This window comes from Blastococcus sp. SYSU DS0533 (genome assembly GCF_054050775.1).
On the sequence record NZ_JBJGZZ010000001.1, the window covers coordinates 233574 to 253575 of the forward strand.

Consider the following 20002-nt stretch of genomic DNA (forward strand, 5'->3'; position numbering starts at 1 on the left):
GACCCCGGAGCCGGGCCTGACGTCGTCCCCGGCGCCGCTCCTGCGACCCTAGCCGGGGCCGGCACACCGGACAGGTCCCGGTCAGCACTCCCCGACGGTGATCAGCGGGGGCAGGCAGACCTGGAGCGGACCGGGGAGCGGGACGGCGACCACCGGTGGGGGCGTCCGGGTGGTGCTGCTGCCGGTGCCGGGCCTCTCCGGCTGCGGCAGGCTGGGCACCGGTGGCCGGGGGAGGCCGCTGGGCGTGGGCGGTGCGGTGCTCGGGGGCACGTCCCGGCCGGGACCCTGCGGCTCGCCCGCCAGGGTGCTCCCGGGCGCCGGGGGGGCGGACGGCACCGCGGGCGCGGGAGGGCCGGCCGACGGCGGGACGTCGGGGGAGGGGGCGGCCTCGGGGGGGACCACGGCGGGGGGCTCCTCGACGACGGTCACCGGGCTGTCGGCGGGGCAGACGCCGGGGACCGGGCCCAGGGCGTCGTCCCCCACGACGGCCGGACCGGCCGTGCACCGCAGGGCCTCGCGGAGCGCCTCGACCCGGGTGGCCAGGGCGCGCAGCAGGTCGGTCGAGCGGCCGTACGCGGGGGCGGCGCCCGCCGGCACGTCGCCGGCCAGGGCCGCGAGCCCGCCCGACTGCTCGGCGGTCCAGCGGGACAGGGTGTCCAGCGGTGCGGTGTCGCCGCCCTGCACGGCCTGCCCGGTCAGCAAGCCGGCCCCCTGGGTGGTGTGCTCGTCCATGGTGTGCAGGGTGCGCTCGACGAGCACCGGGTCCCCGGCCCCCAGGAGGAGGGTCAGCTCCCCCAGTCGGGTCCCGGCCAGCTCCAGGAGGGTGTGGCCGCGGCTGTCGCCCGCCAGCGCCAGCTGGGTCTGCTCGGTGCCGCGCTTGAGGTCGTAGAGGGGGTCACCGGGCTGCGCGCCGGCCGCGACGGCCACCAGGGCGGCCAGGCCGGTGACCCCGACGGCGGCTCCGGCGAGCCCGGCGGTGATCCGTCCCCGCCACCGCGACGGGGGCCGGTCCACGGCCCGGGCGGCCAGCAGCCGGCGGCGCAGGGGGCGCGTCGCCGGCTCGGGGGTGCGGACGGCGGCCATCGCCACCAGCCGGGCCCGGGCGCGGGACCGGTACTGCGGGTCGGGAGCGGTGTCGAGCTGGTCGGCGAGGGCCTCGAGACGGGCGACCACCGCGGCCCCGGTGCCGGGGCCGGCCAGGGCCGAGCCGTCCTCGGGCTGGATCACCCGCCACCTCCCGTCCTGACCTGGGCGCACGTCCTGCTGTCGGCGGCCGTCCGCCGCGCCCTGCCCAACGACGGGGCGGGCCCGCCGGTTACGGCCGGTCGCGGCGCGGGGGTCACCGCAGCCCCTCGGGGAGCAGGCTCGCCAGCCGCCGGACCGCCCGGTGCTGGAGCGCCTTGATCGCACCGTCCTTCTTGCCCATGATCTCGGCAGTCTCGGAGACGGAGAGGCCGTGCAGGAAGCGCAGCACGATGCACTCCTGCTGCTCGCTCCCCAGCTGCCTCACGCACGCCAGCAGCTGCTCGTTCGTCAGGTGCTGCAGCACCGCGTCCTCGGGGCCGTCGGTGGCCCGGTCCGCGTCGCGCATGTCCGCGGTGCTGACCTCCAGGCGGAAGCGGCTGCTCTTCACCTGGTCGCGGATGATGTTGCGGGCGATCGTCACGAGCCAGGCCCCGACGTCGCGGCCCTGGAACGAGAGCGAGTCGATCCGCCGCAGGGCTCGGACGAAGGTCTCGCTGGTGACGTCCTCGGCCGTCGCCCGGTCGCCGACCCGGTGGTAGGCGTACCGGTGCACCAGGGTCACGTAGTGGTCGTAGAGGCGGCCGAACGCCTCGGCGTCCCCCGCCTGGGTACGGCGCACCAGCTCCCAGACGTCGACGTCGCCGGCCGCGACGGGGCCCGGGTCGGCGGCGGCGAGCTCCGCGACGACCTCGGTGGGCAGCTCCGCGGGCAGGGGGACGGGCGGGGGCGGCGGCAGGGGCGCGGGCAGGGCCTCTGCGCTCGCTCGGGGGAACGGTGTCGGGCGCGGGCGGGAGCCGGCGCCGGCCGACCGCTCGGCGTCCAGGGGGTGCGGCATGCGGGGCGTTCGACCTCCTCCTCGGCCCGCTCTGCCTGGACCGTCCTGGGACTCCCGCGCACGCCGGAGGGCGCGCGCGGGCTGCGGCACGGGCCCCATGGTGACAACATCGCCCGTGCCCGTCCACGGCAGCCTGCCCCCGCGCGCCCCCGGGCGCACGGCGGGCCCGGTTGCGCGTCGCTCCGACGACAGGAGATGTCAGTGCCCGAGGCAGGCACCTCGCTGGCCGCGCTGGTCCGCGGGGCCGCGCAGCGCGACCCGGACGCCCCCGCGGTGGTCGCCGGGGCCCGCCGGCTCAGCTGGGGTGAGCTGGACGCGGCCGCGGACCGGGTGGCGGCGGGCTACGCCGAGCGCGGGCTCCGCGCCGGGGACCGGGTCGCCGTCCAGCTGCCCAACGGGGTGGACTGGCTGCGGGCGGTGCTGGGCGGGTTGCGCGCCGGCCTCGTCGTCGTCCCGGTGAACACCGCCTACACCGACCCCGAGCTCGAGCACGTGCTCACCGACTCCGGCGCCGCGCTGCTGGTGGCCACCGACGTGCGCGACGAGCTGGCCGGGGTGCCGGTCTGCCCCGGCCCACCCGAGGCGGACGGGCCGGCCCCCGCGGTGGCCGACGACCCCGCCGCGCTTGCCTTCCTCTGCTACACCAGCGGGACCACCGGTCGCCCGCGCGGCGCGATGCTCACCTCGGGTGCGCTGCGGGCCAACCAGGAGCAGTGCCTGGCCATGACGCCGCCGCCGGTGCAGCCCGGCGACCGCGTGCTGCTGGTGCTGCCGCTGTTCCACGTGTACGGGCTGAACGCCGGCTTCGGGCTGGTGGCCGCGGCCGGTGCCTGCGCCGTGCTGCAGGAGGGCTTCGACCCGCGGGCGTCGCTGGCGCTCATGGCCGAGGAGCAGGTCACCACGGTGCCGGGTGCGCCGCCGATGTACCAGGCCTGGCTGGCCGCGGCCGACGCGGCGAGCAGCGACGCCGACCTCCGCCGCGCGTTCGCCGCCGTCCGCATCGCCACGGCCGGGGCCGCCCCGCTGCCCGAGGAGGTGTGGACGGCGATGCGCGAGCGCGCCGCCGTCACGGTCTGGGAGGGCTACGGCCTCACCGAGGCGGCGCCCGTCGTGACCAGCACCCTCGCCACCGGCCGCGCCAAACCCGCCTGCATCGGCGGCCCGGTGCCGGGGCTGGAGCTGGCGCTGCGCGACACCGCCGCCGCGGCGCCGCTCCCGGGCGGTGACGGCACCGGTGCCGCGGAGCCCGAGGACGGCGCCGACGAGGGTCCGGGCGAGATCTGGGTGCGCGGCCCGAACCTGTTCTCCGGCTACTGGCCCGACGGGGCGGACGGGCCCGACGCCGACGGCTGGCTCGGCACCGGTGACCTCGCCTACCGCGACGCCGACGGCGACCTGCACCTGGTGGACCGGCGCAGCGACCTGGTCCTCGTCAGCGGCTTCAACGTCTACCCGGCGGAGGTGGAGCGGGTCCTCGACCAGCACCCCGCGGTGGTGGAGAGCGCGGTCATCGGCGTCCCCGACGGGCGCACCGGGTCCGCGGTGCGCGCCGTCGTCGTCCTGGCGCCGGGGGAGCGGCTGGCGGTGGAGGAGCTGCAGGCCCACGCGGCGGAGTCGCTGGCCCGGTACAAGGTGCCGACCTCGGTGCACTTCCTCCCGTCGCTGCCACACTCCCTCACCGGCAAGGTCAGCCGCGCCCGCCTGCGCGAGCTGGGCCTCCCCGGCACCGACGACCCGGTGACGGCGTCCGCGCTCGGGGAGGGTGCCGGTGGCTGAGCGGCTGCAGCTCCTGGTGCGCGAGGGCTGCCACCTCTGCCTGACCGCGGCCGAGCAGCTGGCCCCGGTCGCCGCGCGCGCCGGGCTGGAGCCGGTCGAGGTCGACGTCGACACCGACCCGGAGCTGCAGGCCGAGTACGGCGACCGGGTGCCGGTGCTGCTGCTCGACGGCCGGGAGCACTCCTACTTCACGCTGGACGTCCCCCGGCTGCGCCGGGACCTCGGCCTGCCGGAGGACGCCGCCGGCTGAACGCAGGGGCCACCCCCCGTCCGGGTGGTGGCCCCCGGCGGTTATCGTGGTCTCCACCACACCTGTGACCCGATCGGTCCAGGTCAACGGGCCGTAGGTGCGCTGGCGACTTTGTTCCTGCGTTCACAAGCGGTTACCGTGGCGGACGCGAGCGCGTCGAGCGCCCGCGTCCCCGATGTCGTAGCCCCGCCCCCGGCGCCCGCCGGGCCCCCGGGCGCGACCGCTGTGGAGAGCCCGTGATCCAGCCGCGGCCCCGGTCGATCCCGGAGGCCACCGTCGCCCGTCTGGCCGTGTACCTGAGGGTGCTGACCGGCTTCGCCGACGGCGGCCGGACCACCGTCTCCTCCGGCGACCTCGCCTCGGCCGCCGGCGTCAACCCCGCGGGGTTGCGCAAGGACCTGTCCCACCTGGGCTCCTGCGGGGTCCGGGGGGTCGGGTACGACGTGCGGGCGCTCCGCGAGCGGATCGCCCGAGTGCTGGGCGCCGAGCGCTCGCGCGCCTGCGTGCTCGTGGGCATCGGCAACCTGGGTGCGGCGCTCGCCGACTACGCGGGCTTCGGCAGCCGGGGCTTCCAGTTCGTCGGCCTGCTCGACGCCGCGCCCGACCGCGTCGGCCTGCGCATCGGCGGGCTGACCGTGCAGGACGTGGCGGAGCTCGAGGCCGTCGTCTCGGCCACCCGGGCCTCCATCGGGGTCATCGCGACGCCGGCCGACGTCGCCCAGCAGGTCTGCGACCGGCTCGCCGCGGCCGGGGTGAGGAGCATCTTGAACTTCGCGCCGGTTTCGCTGTCGGCTCCGGCGGGCGTCGACGTCCGCCACGTCGACCTCTCCGTGGAGCTCCAGGTGCTGGCCTTCCTCGGCCAGCAGCGGGTGCCCGTGGGGGAGGAGTCGGCGTGAGCCTCCTGGCGGTGGGCGTGAGCCACCAGACCGCACCGGTCGCGCTGCTGGAGCAGTTCGCGATGGGTCCCGACGAGCGGGTCAAGGCGCTGCACGAGCTCGTCGGCAGCGACCACGTCAGCGAGGCGTTGGTGCTCGCCACCTGCAACCGGGTGGAGGTGTTCGCCGAGGTCGAGCGGTTCCACGGCGGTGTCACCGACGTCAGCCGGGTGCTGGCCCGCCAGGCCGGCGCCACGGTGGAGGAGCTCTCGCCGTACGTGACCGTGCACTACGAGGACCAGGCGGTGGCCCACCTCTTCACCGTGGCCGCCGGGCTGGACTCCATGGTCGTGGGCGAGACCCAGGTGCTCGGCCAGCTGCGCGCCGCCTACGCACTCGCCCGCGAGGAGGGCACGGTCGGCCGCGCCCTGCACCCGGTGGCCCAGCGCGCGCTGCGCGTCGGCAAGCGGGTGCACTCCGAGACCGGCATCGACCGGGCCGGCGCCTCGCTGGTCTCGGTGGCCCTCGACCGGGCCGAGAGCCGCATCGGGCCGCTCGCGGGCCGCCCCGTCCTCGTCGTCGGCGCCGGCTCCATGGGCGCGCTCGCCGCCACCACGCTGGCCCGCCGCGGCGCCGACGTGGTGGTCAGCAGCCGCACGCCGGCGTCCGCCGATCGGCTGGCCGAGGCGGTCGAGGGGCGTGCCGCGCCGCTGGCCCGCATGGGCGAGGAGATCGCCGCCGCGGATGTGCTGGTCACCTGCACCGGCGCCACCGGGCTCGTCGTGGGCACCGACGTCGTCGCCGGGGCGATGAGCGGCCGGGGTGACCGGCCGCTGGTGGTCATCGACCTCGCGCTGCCCCGCGACGTGGACCCCGGTGTGGCCGCGCTGCCCGGCGTGCACGTCGTCGACCTGGCCCTCCTGCAGAGCGAGAACCGTGGAGCTCTTCTGCAGGGCGAGCGGCGCGACGGCGGGAGCACCCCCGGACCGGTGGCGGCCGACGACATCAGCGCCGCCCGCGCCATGATCGAGGCGGAGACGGCGCTGCTGCGCGCGGAGCGGCAGGCCGCCGAGGTGGGCCCCACCGTCTCCGCGCTGCGCAGCCAGGCCGCCGAGGTCGTCGACGCCGAGCTGCTCCGGCTCGCCGGCCGGCTGCCCGACCTGGACGCGCGGGCCCGCGCCGAGATCGCCCGCACGGTGCGCCGCGTCGTCGACAAGCTGCTGCACGAGCCCACCGTCCGGGTCAAGGAACTCGCCGCCACGCCGGGGGGGACCGACTACGCGGGCGCGCTGCGGGCACTGTTCGGGCTGGGCATCGACGCCGACGTCACCCCCGGTGCCGGCCGGCTGGCCGAGGCCGTCACCGTCGACCCCGACCGCCCGGGAGGCCCGGCATGACCGCCACCGACGAGCGGGTCGCCGCCACCACGGCGGCAGGCACCGCGACCCCGCTGCGGCTGGGCACCCGGGCCAGCGTGCTGGCGCAGACCCAGTCCCGCGCCGTCGCCGACGCCCTCACCGCCGCCACCGGCGTACCGGTCGAGCTCGTGCTGATCAGCACCGAGGGCGACCGGTCGTCGGCGGCGATCGCCCAGCTGGGTGGCACCGGCGTGTTCGTGACCGCCATCCGCCGCGCCCTGCTGGACGGCGAGGTCGACCTGGCGGTGCACAGCTACAAGGACCTGCCGACCGCGCCCGAGCCGGGGCTCAACCTCGCCGCGGTGCCGGTCCGGGAGGACCCGCGCGACGCCCTCGTGGCCCGCGACGGCCTCACCCTCGGCGAGCTGCCGCCGGGTTCGCGGATCGGCACCGGCGCCCCGCGCCGCGTGGCCCAGCTGCGCGCCCTCGGGCTGGGCCTGGAGATCGTGCCCATCCGCGGCAACGTCGACAGCCGGCTCGCCCGCGTGGCCGGCTCGCCCGGCGGCCCCGGTGACCTGGACGCCGTCGTCCTGGCCCGGGCCGGCCTGAGCCGGATCGGCCGCACCGACCGGATCACCGAGACCCTCGACCCACTGCAGGTGCTGCCCGCCCCGGCCCAGGGGGCCCTGGCGGTGGAGTGCCGCACCAGCGACGCCCGCACCCGCGAGCTGCTGGGCCGGCTCGAGGACGCCGCCACGCGCGCCTGCGTGGTGGCCGAGCGCGCCACCCTGGCCGCGCTCGAGGCCGGGTGCAGCGCGCCGGTCGCCGCGTACGCGGAGGTCGCCGAGGGGGAGAGCGGCCCCGAGCTGTTCCTCCGCGCCTCGGTCACCGCGCTCGACGGCAGCGACTCGGTGCGCGGTTCGGCCACCGGCCCGCTCGCCGACGCCGCGGCGCTCGGCCGGGGCCTCGCCGCGGAGCTGCTCGACCGGGGCGCGGCCGCGCTGATGGCGGCCGGCGAGTGACCCCGCACCCCACCCAGACCCCAGAAGACGCCCGGACGTCCCGGGCCATACCAGACGCCCGACCTCGTCGGGCCAGGATCAGGAGCACGCCATGACGCGCTTCCGCAAGACCGCAGGCCAGTCCGGCCGGGTCGTGTTCGTCGGCGCCGGCCCGGGTGACCCGGGCATGCTCACCGCCCGCGCGCACGCCGCGCTGGCCGAGGCGGCGGTGGTCCTCGTCGACCCCGACGTCACCTCCGCCGTGCAGGACGCCGTCCGCGAAGCCAACCCGGGGACCGAGCTCACCCCGGTGTCCGGCGAGCCCGCGGAGGTGGCCAAGAGCGCGGTCGCGGCCGCCAAGAACGGCGCCGTCGTCGTCCGGCTGGTGACCGGTGACCCCTACACCTCCGACGACGTGGTCAAGGAGGTGCTCGCCGTCGGCCGCACCTCCGTGCCCTTCGACGTGGTGCCCGGCGTCGCGACCGCCACCGCCGTCCCGGCCTTCGCAGGCGTCGCGCTCGGCAGCACCGCCGTGACCGCGGACCTCCGCAGCGGCGTGGACCTCCCCGCGCTGGCCGGCGCCGCCGCGGCCGCCGGGGGCACGCTGGTGCTGCAGGGCGCCGCCGACGAGCTCCCGGACGCCGCCGTGCGCCTGGTGGAGGGCGGCCTCGCCGGCAGCACCCCGGTCGTCGTCACCACCGGCGGCTCCGGCACCGGCCAGAAGAGCCTGGTGACCAAGCTGTCGGCCGTGGCGGAGAAGACCGCCGGGCTGGACCCGCTCAGCGGACCGGTGGTCGCCACCGTCGGCACCGCCGTCGACAAGCGCGCCCGCCTGTCGTGGTGGGAGAGCCGACCGCTGTTCGGCTGGCGGGTGCTCGTGCCGCGCACCAAGGACCAGGCCGGGGAGATGAGCGACCGGCTGCGCGCCTACGGCGCGGTGCCGGTCGAGGTGCCGACGATCGCCGTCGAGCCGCCGCGGAGCCCCGCGCAGATGGACCGCGCCATCAAGGGCCTGGTCACCGGCCGCTACGGCTGGATCGTCTTCACCTCGGTCAACGCGGTGAAGGCCGTGCGGGAGAAGTTCGTCGAGCTGGGCCTGGACGCCCGCGCCTTCGCCGGCGTGAAGGTCGCCTGCATCGGCGAGCAGACCGCCGACGCGGTGCGCGAGTTCGGCATCCAGCCGGAGCTGGTGCCCACCGGCGAGCAGTCCAGCCAGGGCCTCCTGGCCGACTTCCCCGAGTACGACGACGTGCTCGACCCGATCGAGCGGGTGCTGCTGCCCCGAGCCGACATCGCCACCGAGACCCTCGCGGCCGGGCTGGTCGAGCGCGGCTGGGAGATCGACGACGTCACCGCCTACCGGACCGTGCGCGCGGCGCCGCCGCCGGCCGCGGTGCGCGAGGCGATCAAGGGCGGTGGCTTCGACGCCGTCTGCTTCACCTCGTCGAGCACCGTCCGCAACCTGGTGGGCATCGCCGGCAAGCCGCACGCCAAGACCGTGGTCGCGGTGATCGGCCCCGCGACGGCGGCCAGCGCGCAGGAGTTCGGCCTGCGGGTCGACGTGCAGCCGGAGACCGCCGCCGTGGCGCCGCTGGTGGACGCGCTCGCCGAGCACGCCCTGTCGCTGCGCGAGGCGGAGGGCGGCGAGGGCAAGTGACGGGCGGGGGTGGCGGGGCGGGACGGGTGCAGGGTGCCAACCCGGGCTTCGCGCGCGGGCGCCGGCTGCGGTCGACGCCCGCGCTCCGGCGGCTGACCGCGCAGACCCGGGTGGCCCCGGCCGACCTGGTGCTGCCGGTCTTCGTCAAGGAGGGCATCGACGCGCCGGTGCCGATCGGCTCGATGCCCGGCGTCCTCCAGCACACCCAGGACTCGCTGCGGAAGGCCGCGCACGAGGCGGCCGAGGCCGGCATCGGCGGGCTCATGCTCTTCGGCATCCCGTCGGGGAAGGACCCGGTCGGCTCGCAGGCCGACGCCGCCGACGGCGTGGTCAACGTGGCGCTGCAGCACCTGCGGGCCGACCTGGGCGACGAGCTGGTCCTCATGGCCGACCTCTGCCTGTGCGAGTACACCGACCACGGGCACTGCGGGGTGGTCACCCCCGCCGGCGTCGTCGACAACGACCCGACGCTGGACCGGTACGCTGCGGTGGCGATCGCGCAGGCCCAGGCCGGTGCCCACCTCGTCGCGCCGAGCGGGATGATGGACGGTCAGGTGGCGGCGATCCGCGCCGGGCTGGACAGCGCCGCGTTCACCGAGGTGCCGATCCTGGCCTACGCGGCCAAGTACGCCTCGGGCTTCTACGGCCCGTTCCGCGAGGCCGCCGAGGGCGCTCCGCAGTTCGGTGACCGCTCGACCTACCAGATGGACCCGCCGAACGCCGACGAGGCGCTGCGCGAGGTCGCGCAGGACCTCGCCGAGGGGGCCGACGCCGTCATGGTCAAGCCCGCGCTGCCCTACCTGGACATCGTGGCGCGGGTGGCCGAGGCGGTGCAGGTGCCGGTGAGCGCCTACCAGGTCAGCGGCGAGTACGCGATGGTCGAGGCGGCCGCCGCCAACGGCTGGGTGGACCGCGAGCGGGCGATCCTCGAGACGCTGGTCGCCATCCGCCGCGCGGGCGCGGGTCAGGTGCTCACCTACTGGGCCGTCGAGGCGGCGCGGCTGCTGACCCGCTGAGCCGGGGGTGGTCGGGGACGTGGCGTACGTCGAGCCCGGGGGCTCCTGGCGGCCGTTCTGGCTGGTCGCCGCGGTCCTCGGGCTCTTCGCCGTCTGGGACCTGCTGCTGCCTGGGCCCGACGTCCCCCCGCTGGTCTGGGTGCTCACCCTGGTCGCGGTCCCGGGGATCGTCGCGATCGGCTGCCTCTCCGCCCGCCGGGTCTGGACGGTGCGGGTGGACGCCGACGGCCTGGTGGTCGGCCGCGAACGGGTGGCGCTGCACGACGTCGACGCGGTTGCGCTGCGGGAGGCCGACGCCGGGGCGGACGCCGGTGCGCCCGTGCTCGGCGGGGGGTGGTCGCTGCCCCGAGGCCGCACGGGGCTGCCGCTGCGGCTGGCCGACGGCCGGACGGTGCTCGTCCCGACGCGGGACCCCGCGGCGCTGCGGGCGGCCCTCCTCGGGGGTGTGCGCGATGCCTCCGACCGGTCGCCGGGCGCAGAGGGGACACTGGGGACGTGACCTCGTTGGACAACCCGCCGTACACCTACGAGGCCCCCGTCTCGGCCGGCCTCTTCGCCCGCGGTCAGGAGATCACCCCGGGCGGGGTGAACAGCCCGGTGCGGGCCTTCCGCGCCGTCGGCGGCACGCCGCGCTTCATGGCCGTGGGCTCGGGTCCCTGGCTCACCGACGCGGACGGCCGGCGCTACGTCGACCTGGTCAGCTCGTGGGGGCCGATGATCCTCGGCCACGCGCACCCCGCCGTCGTCGAGGCAGTCACCGCGGCCGCCCGCCGCGGGCTGTCCTTCGGCGCCCCGACCGAGGGCGAGCTGGAGCTCGCCGAGGAGATCCGCAGCCGGGTGGCCCCGGTGGAGCGCGTCCGGCTGGTCAACTCCGGCACCGAGGCGGTGCTCTCGGCCGTGCGCCTGGCCCGGGGTGTGACGGGCCGGCCCCTGCTGGTCAAGTTCGCCGGCAACTACCACGGCCACGTCGACGCGCTCCTGGCCTCGGCCGGCTCGGGCGTCGCCACGCTCGGGCTCCCCGACACGCCCGGCGTGACCACCGGGGCCGCCGCCGACACGGTCGTGCTGCCGTACAACGACGTCGCGGCAGTCGAGGCGGTGTTCGCCGAGCGGGGCCCGCAGATCGCCGCGGTCGTCAGCGAGGCCGCCCCCGGCAACATGGGTGTCGTGCCCCCGCTGGACGGCTTCAACGCCGAGCTGAGGCGGATCACGTCCGCGCACGGTGCGCTGCTGGTGCTCGACGAGGTCATGACCGGTTTCCGCGTCTCGCGGTCGGGCTGGTACGGCCTGGACCCGGTGGACGCCGACCTGTTCACCTTCGGCAAGGTCATGGGTGGCGGGCTGCCGGCCGCGGCCTTCGGTGGCCGGGCCGACCTCATGGACCACCTCGCGCCCAGCGGGCCCGTCTACCAGGCCGGCACCCTCTCGGGTAACCCGGTGGCGGTGGCGGCGGGGCTGGCCACGCTGCGGAACTGCACCGACGAGGTCTACGCCCGCTGCGACGAGGTCTCCGCGGTGCTGCGCGGCGCCGCGAGCGCGGCGCTGTTCGCCGCCGGCGTGCCCCACCGGGTGCAGCAGGCCGGCAGCATGTTCTCGATCTTCTTCGTGCCGGACGAGCGGCAGGTGCGCGACTACGACGACGCCCGCACGCAGGACGTCTCCCGCTACACCGCCTTCTTCCACGCGCTGCTCGCCCGCGGTGTCTACCTGCCGCCGTCGGCGTTCGAGGCGTGGTTCGTCAACGCCCGGCTCGAGGGCGAGGCCCTGGACCGCGTGCTCGAGGCCCTGCCCGCAGCGGCCCGGGCCGCCGCCGAGGCCGACGCCCACCGCACCGGCGCGATCGACAGCGAGCGCTCCTCGTGACCACGACCGTCGTCCACCTCCTGCGTCACGGCGAGGTGCACAACCCCGCGGGCGTGCTCTACGGCCGGCTGCCCGGCTACCGCCTGTCCGCCGCCGGCGAGGCCATGGCGGTGGCGGCCGCCGAGTGGTTCCGCGGGCGGGACGTCGTCCACCTGGTGTCCAGCCCGCTGGAGCGGGCCCGGCAGACCATCCGCCCCCTGGCCGAGGCCACCGGGCTGGAGGTCGCCGTCGACGAGCGGATCATCGAGGCGGGCAACGCCTTCGAGGGCACGGTCGTCGGCCGCGGGGGCGGCGTCTTCCGGGCGCCCCGCAACTGGTGGAAGCTGCGGAACCCCGTGCAGCCCTCCTGGGGCGAGCCGTACGTCGAGATCGCCGCGCGCATGATCGCCGCGGTCGAGGCCGCCCGGGACGCCGCCCGCGGCCACGAGGCCGTGCTGGTCAGCCACCAGCTGCCCATCTGGACGACGCGGCTGCACGTCGAGGGGCGCCGGTTCGCCCACGACCCCCGCCGCCGGCAGTGCTCGCTGGCCAGCGTCACCTCGCTCACCTACGAGGACGACCGCTTCGTCGGCCTCTCCTACGCGGAGCCGGCCGGCGCCACCGATCCCGACGCGGTGCCGGGCGCATGAGACGGGTGCTCACGGCCGTCCTGGCGGCGGCGCTGCTCACCGGGTGCAGCACCGGCTCGGACGCGGTCGACGTCAACAACGGCGGCGAGTTCCGCTTCGTGGCCGGCACCCCGGCCGGTGAGGTGATCCCGCCCGCCGAGCGGCAGGCCGCGCCGCGGTTCACCGGAGAGCTGCTCGACGGCGGCTCGTTCGACTCCGAGGCGCTGGACGGCGAGATCGCAGTGATCAACTTCTGGGGTTCCTGGTGCCCGCCCTGCCGGGTGGAGACGCCGGAGTTCCAGGAGGTCTACGGCGAGGTCGGGGCCGAGGGCGTCGAGTTCCTCGGCATCAACGTCAAGGACGACCGCCAGCTCGCCCAGGCCTTCCTCGACGGCAAGGAGATCACCTTCCCGTCGCTGTTCGACCCGCGCGGCGAGGTGGCCCTGGCGTTCCGCGACTACCCGGCCAACGCCATCCCGTCCACGATCGTGCTGGACCGGCAGGGGCGGGTGGCCGCGGTCTACACCGCGGCCGTGCAGCAGGAGGACCTGCGGGCGGTGCTGGACCAGGTGCTGGCGGAAGGAGCCTGACCGTGGGGGAGACCTTCGCCGGCCTGGTGACCGACGGGCCGCTGCTCGTGGCCGCCGGCGTCGCCGCGCTCGTGGGCCTGATCAGCTTCGCCTCGCCGTGCGTGCTGCCGCTGGTGCCCGGCTACCTGTCCTACGTCACCGGCCTCGTCGGCAGCGGCACCCGCACGGCGGCCGCCGCGCCCGCGCCCACGGGTGGCGGGACGGCGACGGCGGTGCGCGCGCCGGTGGACGAGCGCGCGCCGCGGGGCCGGATGGTGCTCGGCGCGCTGCTGTTCGTGCTCGGCTTCACCCTCGTCTTCGTGGCCTTCGGCGCCGCGTTCGGCGGCCTGGGCCGGCTCCTGGTGGAGCACGCCGACACCCTGAACCGGGTGTTCGGGGCGATCACCGTCGTGGTCGGGCTGGGCTTCCTCGGCTGGCTGCCGCTGCTGCAGCGCACCAAGCGCCTCACCGCGCGGCCGGTCGCCGGGCTCGCCGGCGCCCCGCTGCTCGGCATCGTCTTCGGGCTGGGCTGGACGCCCTGCCTGGGCCCGACGCTCGGCGCGGTGTACTCGCTGGCGGTCTCCGAGGCGACCGCCGGACGGGGCGCGCTGCTGGGCGTCGCCTACTGCCTGGGGCTGGGCGTCCCCTTCCTGCTGGTCGCGCTCGGCGCCCGCTGGGCCGTGGGAGCCACCTCGCTCCTGCGCCGGCACGCCCGCGCGGTCACCCGGTTCGGCGGCGTCGTCCTGGTCCTGATCGGGCTGCTGCTGCTCACCGGCGCGTGGACCGAGATGATGGGCTGGCTGCGCTCGTGGCTGGCGACCACCGGCTTCGGTGAGTCGGCCCTGTGAGCGTCGAGGCACCCCCGCGCCCGGCCGCGCCCGCCCCGCCGCCCGGGCCCTCCGCCGGCCGCCGGCTCGGCGGTCTGCTGCTCCGCTGGTGGCGGCGGCTCACCGCCATGCGGACCGCGATCGTGCTGCTGTTCCTCCTGGCGCTGGCGGCCGTGCCCGGCTCGCTGCTGCCGCAGCGGGCGCTGTCGCAGAACAACGTCAACCAGTACTTCGCCGACCACCCCGAGCTCGCCCCGGTGCTCGACCGGCTCTACCTGTTCGACGTCTTCAGCTCGCCGTGGTTCGCGGCGGTCTACCTGCTGCTGTTCGTCTCGCTGATCGGCTGCGTCCTCCCGCGCGCGGCCGAGCACGCCCGCGCGCTGCGCACCCCCCCGCCGCCGGCCCCGCGCAACCTCCTCCGGCTGCCCGACTCCGGCCGCCTGGCCGCCCCGGCCGCTCCCGGCCCGGCGCTCGACGTCGTCGAGGAGGAGCTGCGGGTGCGGAGGTACCGGGTCGTCCGCCGCGAGGGCGCGCGGGGCCCCGAGCTCTCGGCCGAGAAGGGCTACCTCAAGGAGACCGGCAACCTGGTCTTCCACCTCTCCCTGCTGGCCCTCCTGCTGGGCCTGGCGGGCGGGAAGCTGTGGGGCTACGAGGGCAGCATCCTGGTCACCGAGGGGCAGGGCTTCTGCAACTCGTTCCAGCAGTACGACACCTACTCCGCCGGCCCGCTGGTGGACAGCGGCGACCTCAACGCGCTCTGCGTCGACCTCGACCAGTTCACCGCCGAGTACGAGGAGAACCTCACCGCCGCCTCGTTCACCGCCGACATCCGCTACGGCGCCCCGGCCGGCGAGGAGCGCTCCCGCACGATCGGCGTGAACGACCCGCTGCGCCTCGACGGCGACCGCGTCTACGTCACCGGCCACGGCTTCAGCCCGACGTTCACCGTCACCGTGCCCGACGGGACGACGTTCACCGACCTGACCGTGCCGTTCCTGCCCAGCGACCAGCAGACGCTGGCCAGCCAGGGAGCGCTCAAGCTGCCCGACCTCCCGGGGCGGGAGGAGCAGCTGGCGCTGGAGGGCTTCTTCGCCCCGACAGGGCTCGTGCAGGGCGGCGTGCTGACGTCGGTCGACCCGCGGCCGCTGGCCCCGCAGGTGGCGCTGATCGCCTACTCCGGCTACCTCGGCCTGGACTCGGGGTTGCCGCAGTCGGTGTACTCGCTGGACCAGAGCCAGATCGAGCGCGGCCGGCTCACCGAGGTCGGGTCGGCGAACCTGTCGGTGGGGGAGTCGTTCGACCTGCCCGACGGCACCCGCATCACCTTCAGCGGGGTCAAGGAGTTCGCCGCCCTCCAGTACTCGCACGACCCGGGCCAGCTCTGGGTCCTGGGCGCCGCGATCGCGCTCCTCGGCGGGCTGCTCGGCATGCTGCTGCTGCGCCGCGAGCGCGTCTTCGCCCGGGCCGAGCCCGCCGCCGACGGCGGCGGTACCGTGCTCACGCTGGCGTCGCTGACGCGCGGCGGTGGCGAGAGCGGCTCGCGGTTCGACGCCCTGTCCGACGACCTGGGGGACGCGCTGGCCGCGGCCCCGCCCGCCCGCACCGCACCCGATCCGGAGGTCCTCCCGCGTGACTGACTCCTCGCTGGCCGAGCTGTCGGACAGCCTCTTCTCCGTGAGCGTCGCGCTCTACTCCGTCGCGCTGCTCGCCTTCTGCGCGCAGCTGGCCTTCGGCCGCCGGGTCGCCCGCCCCCGCGAGCTGGCCGCCGTCGGGGCCGGCGCCACCGGCGTCGTCGCCTCCGGGCCGGCGGCGGCCGGTGAGACCCCCCGGGGCAACCGCTGGGGGCTGGCCGCCATCGGGCTGACCGTCCTGGGCGCGCTCACCCACACCGGCATCCTCGTCACCCGCGGCATGGCGACCGACCGGCTGCCCTGGGGCAACATGTACGAGTTCGCGACGGCGGTCGTGCTGGTCGCGGTCGTGGCCTACGTCGTGCTCGCGGTGCGCACGCCCAACCTGCGGCACATCGGCGTCTTCGTGCTGGGACCGGTGGTGCTCTCGCTGGTGGCCATCGGGCTGGGCCTCTACACCGAGGCGGCGCCGGTCGTCGCCGCGCTGCGGTCGGCGTGGCTCGCGATCCACGTCACCGCGGCCATCCTGGGCTTCGGCATCTTCATGGTCAGCGGCATCGCCAGCGTCCTGTACCTGGTGAAGGCCCGCCCGGGCGCGGACGAGGGCGGCGGCGTCGTCTCCCGGCTGCCCGCGGCCGCCACGCTGGACCGCGTCGCGCACCGCACCGCGGTCCTCGGCTTCCCGATCTGGACCTTCGCGGTCATCGCCGGCGCCATCTGGGCCGAGGCGGCCTGGGGTCGCTTCTGGGGCTGGGACCCGAAGGAGACGTGGTCGTTCGTCGCCTGGGTCGTCTACGCGGCCTACCTGCACGCCCGGACGACGCCGGGCTGGCGGGGGCGCAAGGCGGCATGGGTCAACGTGGTCGGCCTCGCGGTCATGATCTTCAACCTGACGTTCGTCAACCTCGTCTCCAGCGGGCTGCACAGCTACGCCGGGGTCGAGTGACGCCCTCCCCCGTCCGGGCAGCGCCGCGCGGGCAATGCCGCCCGTCGTCGGCACCTCGTGCTTCCATGCCCCCATGGAGCTGACCAGCAGCGCACCGGCAGGTGGGGAGACGTCCCGTGGGTAGGCACGAGGCGCCCGAGGGCGCGGCGCAGCACCCCCTCGTCGCCGCGGCGCTCGCCGGCCGGCCGGTCGAGGCCGCGGGTGGGTACCACCACGGGCCGCGGTCCGCGGCGGAGGAGGGCGACCTGGGCTGGCCGGGGGACCAGCCCGCCCCCGGGGGCGGTGGCCTCGGGTGGCCGGGGGACCTGGACGACGAGGCCGCCGCCGCGCAGGCGCCCGTCCCCGCGGAGGCCGCGCCTCGGCGCGGCTGGCGCCGGCTGTTCGGCGCGGCGCCGGCCGCCTAGCGCGACCGGCTGGGCTCAGGTCGGGGAGCCGTCGTCCCTGCGGGCCCGCCGCTCGAGCTCGCGGAGGAACTCCGGGTCGTCGTCCGGCGCCACGAACTTCACGGGGCCCTTGGGTCGCTGAGGCCGGCGCGCGGGACGCACGCTGCCCTCGGGTCCGGCGTTCGCCGCGGCGCGCACCACCAGGGCGACGACCACGACCGCAACCACGAGAACCACCAGGAACACCACGGGCCCACCCCCTCGTCGGACTCCAGCGTACGTCGGCGGCGATACTCGGTGCCGCACAACCGACAGCGGTACCCCCGGGCAGGACGGAGAACCACCATCGACGCCGTGGACCGGCAGCTGGTCGAGCTGCTGAGCGCCAACGGGCGCGCCAGCTACGCCGAGCTCGCCCGGCAGGTGGGGCTCTCCTCGCCCGCCGTGCACGAGCGGGTCGGCAAGCTCGAGGCGGCCGGGGTGATCCTCGGCTACCGCGCCGTCGTCGACCCGGCCGCCGTGGGGCTGCCGGTGACCGCGCTGGTGAGCCTGATCGAGAGCGACGCCGTCGACGACCCTCGCGTGCGCGACGAGCTGCAGGCGCTCCCGGCCGTCGAGGACTGCTGGCGCGTGGCCGGCGGTGAGGACTACGTGCTGAAGGTGCGCGTGACCGACATCGCGGCACTCGAGGAGACCATCGACGCGTTGAACCGCATCAGAGGAGTCGCACGCACGAGGACGACGGTCGTTCTCTCGACCAAGTGGGAGGGCCGTCATGGCTGATCAGGACCAGCACCCGGCCGGTGCGCCGGTGGGCCCCGCCGGGGGCGCGGCCTCGCCCCCGAAGGTCCTGCCCTGGCTCATGGTGTACACCGTGGGCCGGTTCGCGATCGCCGCGGCCCTCGTCCTGGTCCTCTGGTGGGCGGGCCTGGGCAGCTTCCCGGGCCTGCTGTTCGGCCTGCTGCTGTCGATGCCGGTCTCCTACGTGCTGCTCCGGCCCTCGCGCGAACGGCTCACCGAGGCGCTCGCCGCGCGCAGCATCGCCCGGCGCGCGGCTCGCGAGGACCTCCGCGACCGGCTCAGCGGAGGCGCGGCCGAGTAGCCGCGCTCAGCTCAGCGCGAGCCCGGCGGCCAGCAGCACGCCGGTCGCCAGCGTCAGCACGCCGGTGGACGCCAGCACGGCGATGAGCGCCGGTCCGCGGCCGCCCGCCAGCACCGTCCGCGCGGGGGCGAGCGCCAGCGGCGCGGCGGCCAGCGCCAGCAGCGCCCACGGCCGGGTGACGCCGACCGCGGCGATGACCAGGAACGGGACGACCAGCAGGGCCGCGTAGAGCATCCGCGTGCCGCGGTCGCCGAGCAGCACCGCGAGCGTGCGCTTGCCCACCCGGGCGTCGCCCTCGATGTCGCGCAGGTTGTTGACGACCAGGATCGCCACGATGAGCAGCCCGATGGGCACCGCCACGGCGAACGCCAGCCCGGGCAGCGTGCGGGTCTGCACGTAGGTGGTGCCGACGACGGCGACGGGGCCGAAGAAGACGAAGACGAAGACCTCGCCGAGCGCCCGGTAGCCGTAGGGGAGCGGGCCGCCGGTGTAGGTCCACGCCGCGGCGATGCACACCGCGCCCACCGCGACCAGCCACCAGCTCGACAGCGCCGCCAGCGCCAGCCCCGCGACCCCGGCGACGGCGAAGGCCGCCAGCGCGGCGACGAGCACCTGCCGGGGCGTGGCGGCGCCGGAGCCGACCAGCCGCATCGGGCCCACCCGGTCGGCGTCGGTACCGCGCTTCCCGTCGGAGTGGTCGTTGGCGTAGTTCACCCCGACCTGCAGCGCCAACGCCACGGCCAGCGCGAGCAGCGCGGGGACGAGCCGGAACCCGTCGAGCGCCACCGCGGCCCCGGTGCCGACGAGCACCGGCGCGACCGCCGCGGGCAGGGTGCGGGGGCGGGCGCCGGCCAGCCACTGGGCGGGGGTGGCCATCAGACCTCCGGGGTGCGGGCCGCGACGGCGCGGCGGTCGGGCTTGCCCGTGTGCAGGGTGGGGACCGCGTCGATCAGGTGCAGCTCGCGCGGCGCGGCCGGGGGGCCGAGCCGCTGCGCCACCCACGGGCGCAGGTCGGCCAGTGCGGGGGCGGCCCCGGGCACCGGGACGACGGCGGCCACGACCCGCTGCCCCCACTCCGGGTCGGGGCGGCCGAAGACCACGGCGTCGGTCACGGCGGGGTGCTCGCGCAGCGCGGCCTCCACGCTCGCGGGTGCGACGTTGACCCCGCCGGTGATGACGACGTCGTCCAGCCGGCCGTGCACGGTGAGCCGCCCGCCGGGGTCGAGGACACCGGCGTCGCGGGTGCGGAACCAGCCGCCGGCGAACGCGGCCGCGGTGGCCTCCGGGTCCCCGCGGTACCCGAGCGCCAGCACCGGGCCCGCGAGCTCGACCCCGCCGTCGGTGATCCGCACGCGGACCCCGTCGAGCGGCACGCCGTCGTAGACGCAGCCGCCGGCGGTCTCCGTCATGCCGTAGGTCGTGACCACCGCGACATTCTCGGCCCCGGCGCGGGCGAGGAGCGCCGGGTCGGTGGCCGCACCGCCCACCAGGACCGCGTCGAAGGCGCGCAGCGCGTCCGGTTCGGCGTCCAGGGCCCGGCGCAGCTGGGTGGGGACCAGCGCCGTGTAGCGGCGGTCGCCGGCCGGCATGCGGGCGAGGGCGGCGGCGAGCGGCTCCCCGGCGCCGAGGCGGGTGGTGGTGCGCCCGGCCAGCAGCGAGCGGCAGAGCACCTGCAGCCCGGCGATCGCCGACACCGGCAGCGCCAGGAGCCAGCTGCCCGGGCCGCCGATCCGGTCGAGGGTCGCGGCCGCCGAGGCCCGCAGCGCCCCGGCGGGGAGCAGCACCCCCCGGCCGCCGCCGGTCGAGCCCGAGGTGACGACGACGAGGTCGGTGCCCGGCTCCAGCGGCTCCCCGGGGCGGAGCACGGCACGGGCGGCGTCGACCACGGCCGGCGGGCCGGCGGGCAGCACGGCCAGCGGGCGCTCGCCGTCCAGCGCCGCGCGGACGTCGTCGTCGGTGAGCTCGCCCGCGGCCACGAGGGTCAGCTGCCGAGCCACGAGGGACGAGGGTATGCGGCCTCCCGCCGGGGCCCGCCACGAGCCTCCGAGGGGAGGGTGCCG

At 76.7% G+C, this 20002-nt stretch carries 22 protein-coding genes; 17 read left to right on the forward strand and 5 right to left on the reverse strand.

Annotated features, from left to right (window positions below; genetic code table 11):
* Window positions 1–81: 81 nt before the first annotated feature.
* Together ACI79W_RS01200 and ACI79W_RS01205 are read right to left on the reverse strand one after the other, a co-directional pair.
* Entirely contained in the window at window positions 82–1227 is a 1146-nt protein-coding gene (locus ACI79W_RS01200; RefSeq protein WP_456560263.1) for a DUF5667 domain-containing protein, read from the reverse strand.
* A gap of 112 nt (window positions 1228–1339) precedes the next feature.
* Complete coding sequence (locus ACI79W_RS01205; protein WP_456560264.1) at window positions 1340–2080, reverse strand: sigma-70 family RNA polymerase sigma factor; 741 nt, start codon at window positions 2078–2080, stop codon at window positions 1340–1342.
* A gap of 195 nt (window positions 2081–2275) precedes the next feature.
* Here ACI79W_RS01205 and ACI79W_RS01210 point away from each other — a divergent pair, with 195 nt between their 5' ends.
* The 15 genes from ACI79W_RS01210 (at window position 2276) to ACI79W_RS01280 (ending at window position 16861) form a co-directional block, all read left to right on the forward strand.
* Window positions 2276–3856, forward strand: a complete 1581-nt coding sequence (locus ACI79W_RS01210) for a class I adenylate-forming enzyme family protein (protein ID WP_456560265.1) — start codon at window positions 2276–2278, stop codon at window positions 3854–3856.
* The gene (locus ACI79W_RS01215) at window positions 3849–4106 is read left to right on the forward strand and encodes a glutaredoxin family protein (RefSeq protein ID WP_456560266.1); all 258 of its coding nucleotides are present in this window, start codon (window positions 3849–3851) and stop codon (window positions 4104–4106) included. Before ACI79W_RS01210 ends, ACI79W_RS01215 begins: the two co-directional genes overlap by 8 nt.
* A 236-nt stretch (window positions 4107–4342) precedes the next feature.
* Window positions 4343–5002, forward strand: a complete 660-nt coding sequence (locus ACI79W_RS01220; RefSeq protein ID WP_456560267.1) for a redox-sensing transcriptional repressor Rex — start codon at window positions 4343–4345, stop codon at window positions 5000–5002.
* Window positions 4999–6378 (forward strand): glutamyl-tRNA reductase, encoded by a 1380-nt coding sequence (locus ACI79W_RS01225; protein ID WP_456560268.1) that lies wholly within the window; start codon window positions 4999–5001, stop codon window positions 6376–6378. The genes ACI79W_RS01220 and ACI79W_RS01225 overlap by 4 nt, the downstream gene beginning before the upstream one ends.
* On the forward strand, window positions 6375–7361 hold the full coding sequence (gene hemC, locus ACI79W_RS01230; RefSeq protein WP_456560269.1) for a hydroxymethylbilane synthase: 987 nt from the start codon (window positions 6375–6377) through the stop codon (window positions 7359–7361). Before ACI79W_RS01225 ends, hemC begins: the two co-directional genes overlap by 4 nt.
* A gap of 91 nt (window positions 7362–7452) precedes the next feature.
* Window positions 7453–8997: a uroporphyrinogen-III synthase gene (locus ACI79W_RS01235; protein WP_456560270.1), complete on the forward strand. Its 1545-nt coding sequence runs from the start codon at window positions 7453–7455 to the stop codon at window positions 8995–8997.
* Between the two features lie 26 nt (window positions 8998–9023).
* Entirely contained in the window at window positions 9024–10013 is a 990-nt protein-coding gene (hemB, locus tag ACI79W_RS01240; protein ID WP_456560271.1) for a porphobilinogen synthase, read from the forward strand.
* Between the two features lie 19 nt (window positions 10014–10032).
* Entirely contained in the window at window positions 10033–10512 is a 480-nt protein-coding gene (locus ACI79W_RS01245) for a hypothetical protein (RefSeq protein ID WP_456560272.1), read from the forward strand.
* Entirely contained in the window at window positions 10509–11876 is a 1368-nt protein-coding gene (hemL, locus tag ACI79W_RS01250) for a glutamate-1-semialdehyde 2,1-aminomutase (RefSeq protein ID WP_456560273.1), read from the forward strand. Before ACI79W_RS01245 ends, hemL begins: the two co-directional genes overlap by 4 nt.
* The gene (locus ACI79W_RS01255) at window positions 11873–12505 is read left to right on the forward strand and encodes a histidine phosphatase family protein (RefSeq protein WP_456560274.1); all 633 of its coding nucleotides are present in this window, start codon (window positions 11873–11875) and stop codon (window positions 12503–12505) included. The genes hemL and ACI79W_RS01255 overlap by 4 nt, the downstream gene beginning before the upstream one ends.
* Window positions 12502–13074, forward strand: a complete 573-nt coding sequence (locus tag ACI79W_RS01260) for a TlpA family protein disulfide reductase (protein WP_456560275.1) — start codon at window positions 12502–12504, stop codon at window positions 13072–13074. Before ACI79W_RS01255 ends, ACI79W_RS01260 begins: the two co-directional genes overlap by 4 nt.
* Before the next feature lie 2 nt (window positions 13075–13076).
* A complete protein-coding gene (locus tag ACI79W_RS01265) occupies window positions 13077–13901 on the forward strand; it encodes a cytochrome c biogenesis CcdA family protein (RefSeq protein ID WP_456560276.1) in 825 nt (274 codons plus the stop codon).
* Entirely contained in the window at window positions 13898–15517 is a 1620-nt protein-coding gene (gene resB / locus ACI79W_RS01270) for a cytochrome c biogenesis protein ResB (RefSeq protein ID WP_456560277.1), read from the forward strand. Before ACI79W_RS01265 ends, resB begins: the two co-directional genes overlap by 4 nt.
* Window positions 15510–16457 (forward strand): c-type cytochrome biogenesis protein CcsB, encoded by a 948-nt coding sequence (gene ccsB, locus ACI79W_RS01275; protein ID WP_456560278.1) that lies wholly within the window; start codon window positions 15510–15512, stop codon window positions 16455–16457. The genes resB and ccsB overlap by 8 nt, the downstream gene beginning before the upstream one ends.
* 116 nt (window positions 16458–16573) lie before the next feature.
* The gene (locus tag ACI79W_RS01280; protein ID WP_456560279.1) at window positions 16574–16861 is read left to right on the forward strand and encodes a hypothetical protein; all 288 of its coding nucleotides are present in this window, start codon (window positions 16574–16576) and stop codon (window positions 16859–16861) included.
* Between the two features lie 15 nt (window positions 16862–16876).
* Here ACI79W_RS01280 and ACI79W_RS01285 read toward each other — a convergent pair whose 3' ends face one another.
* Window positions 16877–17089, reverse strand: a complete 213-nt coding sequence (locus tag ACI79W_RS01285; protein WP_091931071.1) for a hypothetical protein — start codon at window positions 17087–17089, stop codon at window positions 16877–16879.
* 105 nt (window positions 17090–17194) lie between these two features.
* Between ACI79W_RS01285 and ACI79W_RS01290 the strand changes: the two genes are divergently transcribed.
* Both ACI79W_RS01290 and ACI79W_RS01295 read left to right on the forward strand, forming a co-directional pair.
* The gene (locus tag ACI79W_RS01290; protein WP_456560280.1) at window positions 17195–17623 is read left to right on the forward strand and encodes an Lrp/AsnC family transcriptional regulator; all 429 of its coding nucleotides are present in this window, start codon (window positions 17195–17197) and stop codon (window positions 17621–17623) included.
* Window positions 17616–17942: a DUF4229 domain-containing protein gene (locus ACI79W_RS01295; protein ID WP_456560281.1), complete on the forward strand. Its 327-nt coding sequence runs from the start codon at window positions 17616–17618 to the stop codon at window positions 17940–17942. The genes ACI79W_RS01290 and ACI79W_RS01295 overlap by 8 nt, the downstream gene beginning before the upstream one ends.
* Window positions 17943–17948: 6 nt before the next feature.
* On the opposite strand, the gene ACI79W_RS01300 is transcribed toward ACI79W_RS01295, so the two are convergent.
* Together ACI79W_RS01300 and menE are read right to left on the reverse strand one after the other, a co-directional pair.
* A complete protein-coding gene (locus ACI79W_RS01300; RefSeq protein WP_456560282.1) occupies window positions 17949–18818 on the reverse strand; it encodes a 1,4-dihydroxy-2-naphthoate polyprenyltransferase in 870 nt (289 codons plus the stop codon).
* Window positions 18818–19939 carry an o-succinylbenzoate--CoA ligase gene (gene menE, locus ACI79W_RS01305; protein ID WP_456560283.1) on the reverse strand — a complete coding sequence of 374 codons (1122 nt, stop codon included), beginning with the start codon at window positions 19937–19939 and terminating at the stop codon, window positions 18818–18820. Before menE ends, ACI79W_RS01300 begins: the two co-directional genes overlap by 1 nt.
* Window positions 19940–20002 lie beyond the last annotated feature (63 nt).

Bases quoted from the DNA above. Each gene is read 5' to 3' on its own strand.
- ACI79W_RS01300 (WP_456560282.1), bottom strand. From the start codon at position 18,818: ATGGCCACCCCCGCCCAGTGGCTGGCCGGCGCCCGCCCCCGCACCCTG.
- hemC (WP_456560269.1), top strand. From the start codon at position 6,375: ATGACCGCCACCGACGAGCGGGTCGCCGCCACCACGGCGGCAGGCACC.
- ACI79W_RS01210 (WP_456560265.1), top strand. From the start codon at position 2,276: ATGTCAGTGCCCGAGGCAGGCACCTCGCTGGCCGCGCTGGTCCGCGGG.
- ACI79W_RS01205 (WP_456560264.1), bottom strand. From the start codon at position 2,080: ATGCCGCACCCCCTGGACGCCGAGCGGTCGGCCGGCGCCGGCTCCCGC.
- ACI79W_RS01295 (WP_456560281.1), top strand. From the start codon at position 17,616: ATGGCTGATCAGGACCAGCACCCGGCCGGTGCGCCGGTGGGCCCCGCC.
- ACI79W_RS01235 (WP_456560270.1), top strand. From the start codon at position 7,453: ATGACGCGCTTCCGCAAGACCGCAGGCCAGTCCGGCCGGGTCGTGTTC.
- ACI79W_RS01260 (WP_456560275.1), top strand. From the start codon at position 12,502: ATGAGACGGGTGCTCACGGCCGTCCTGGCGGCGGCGCTGCTCACCGGG.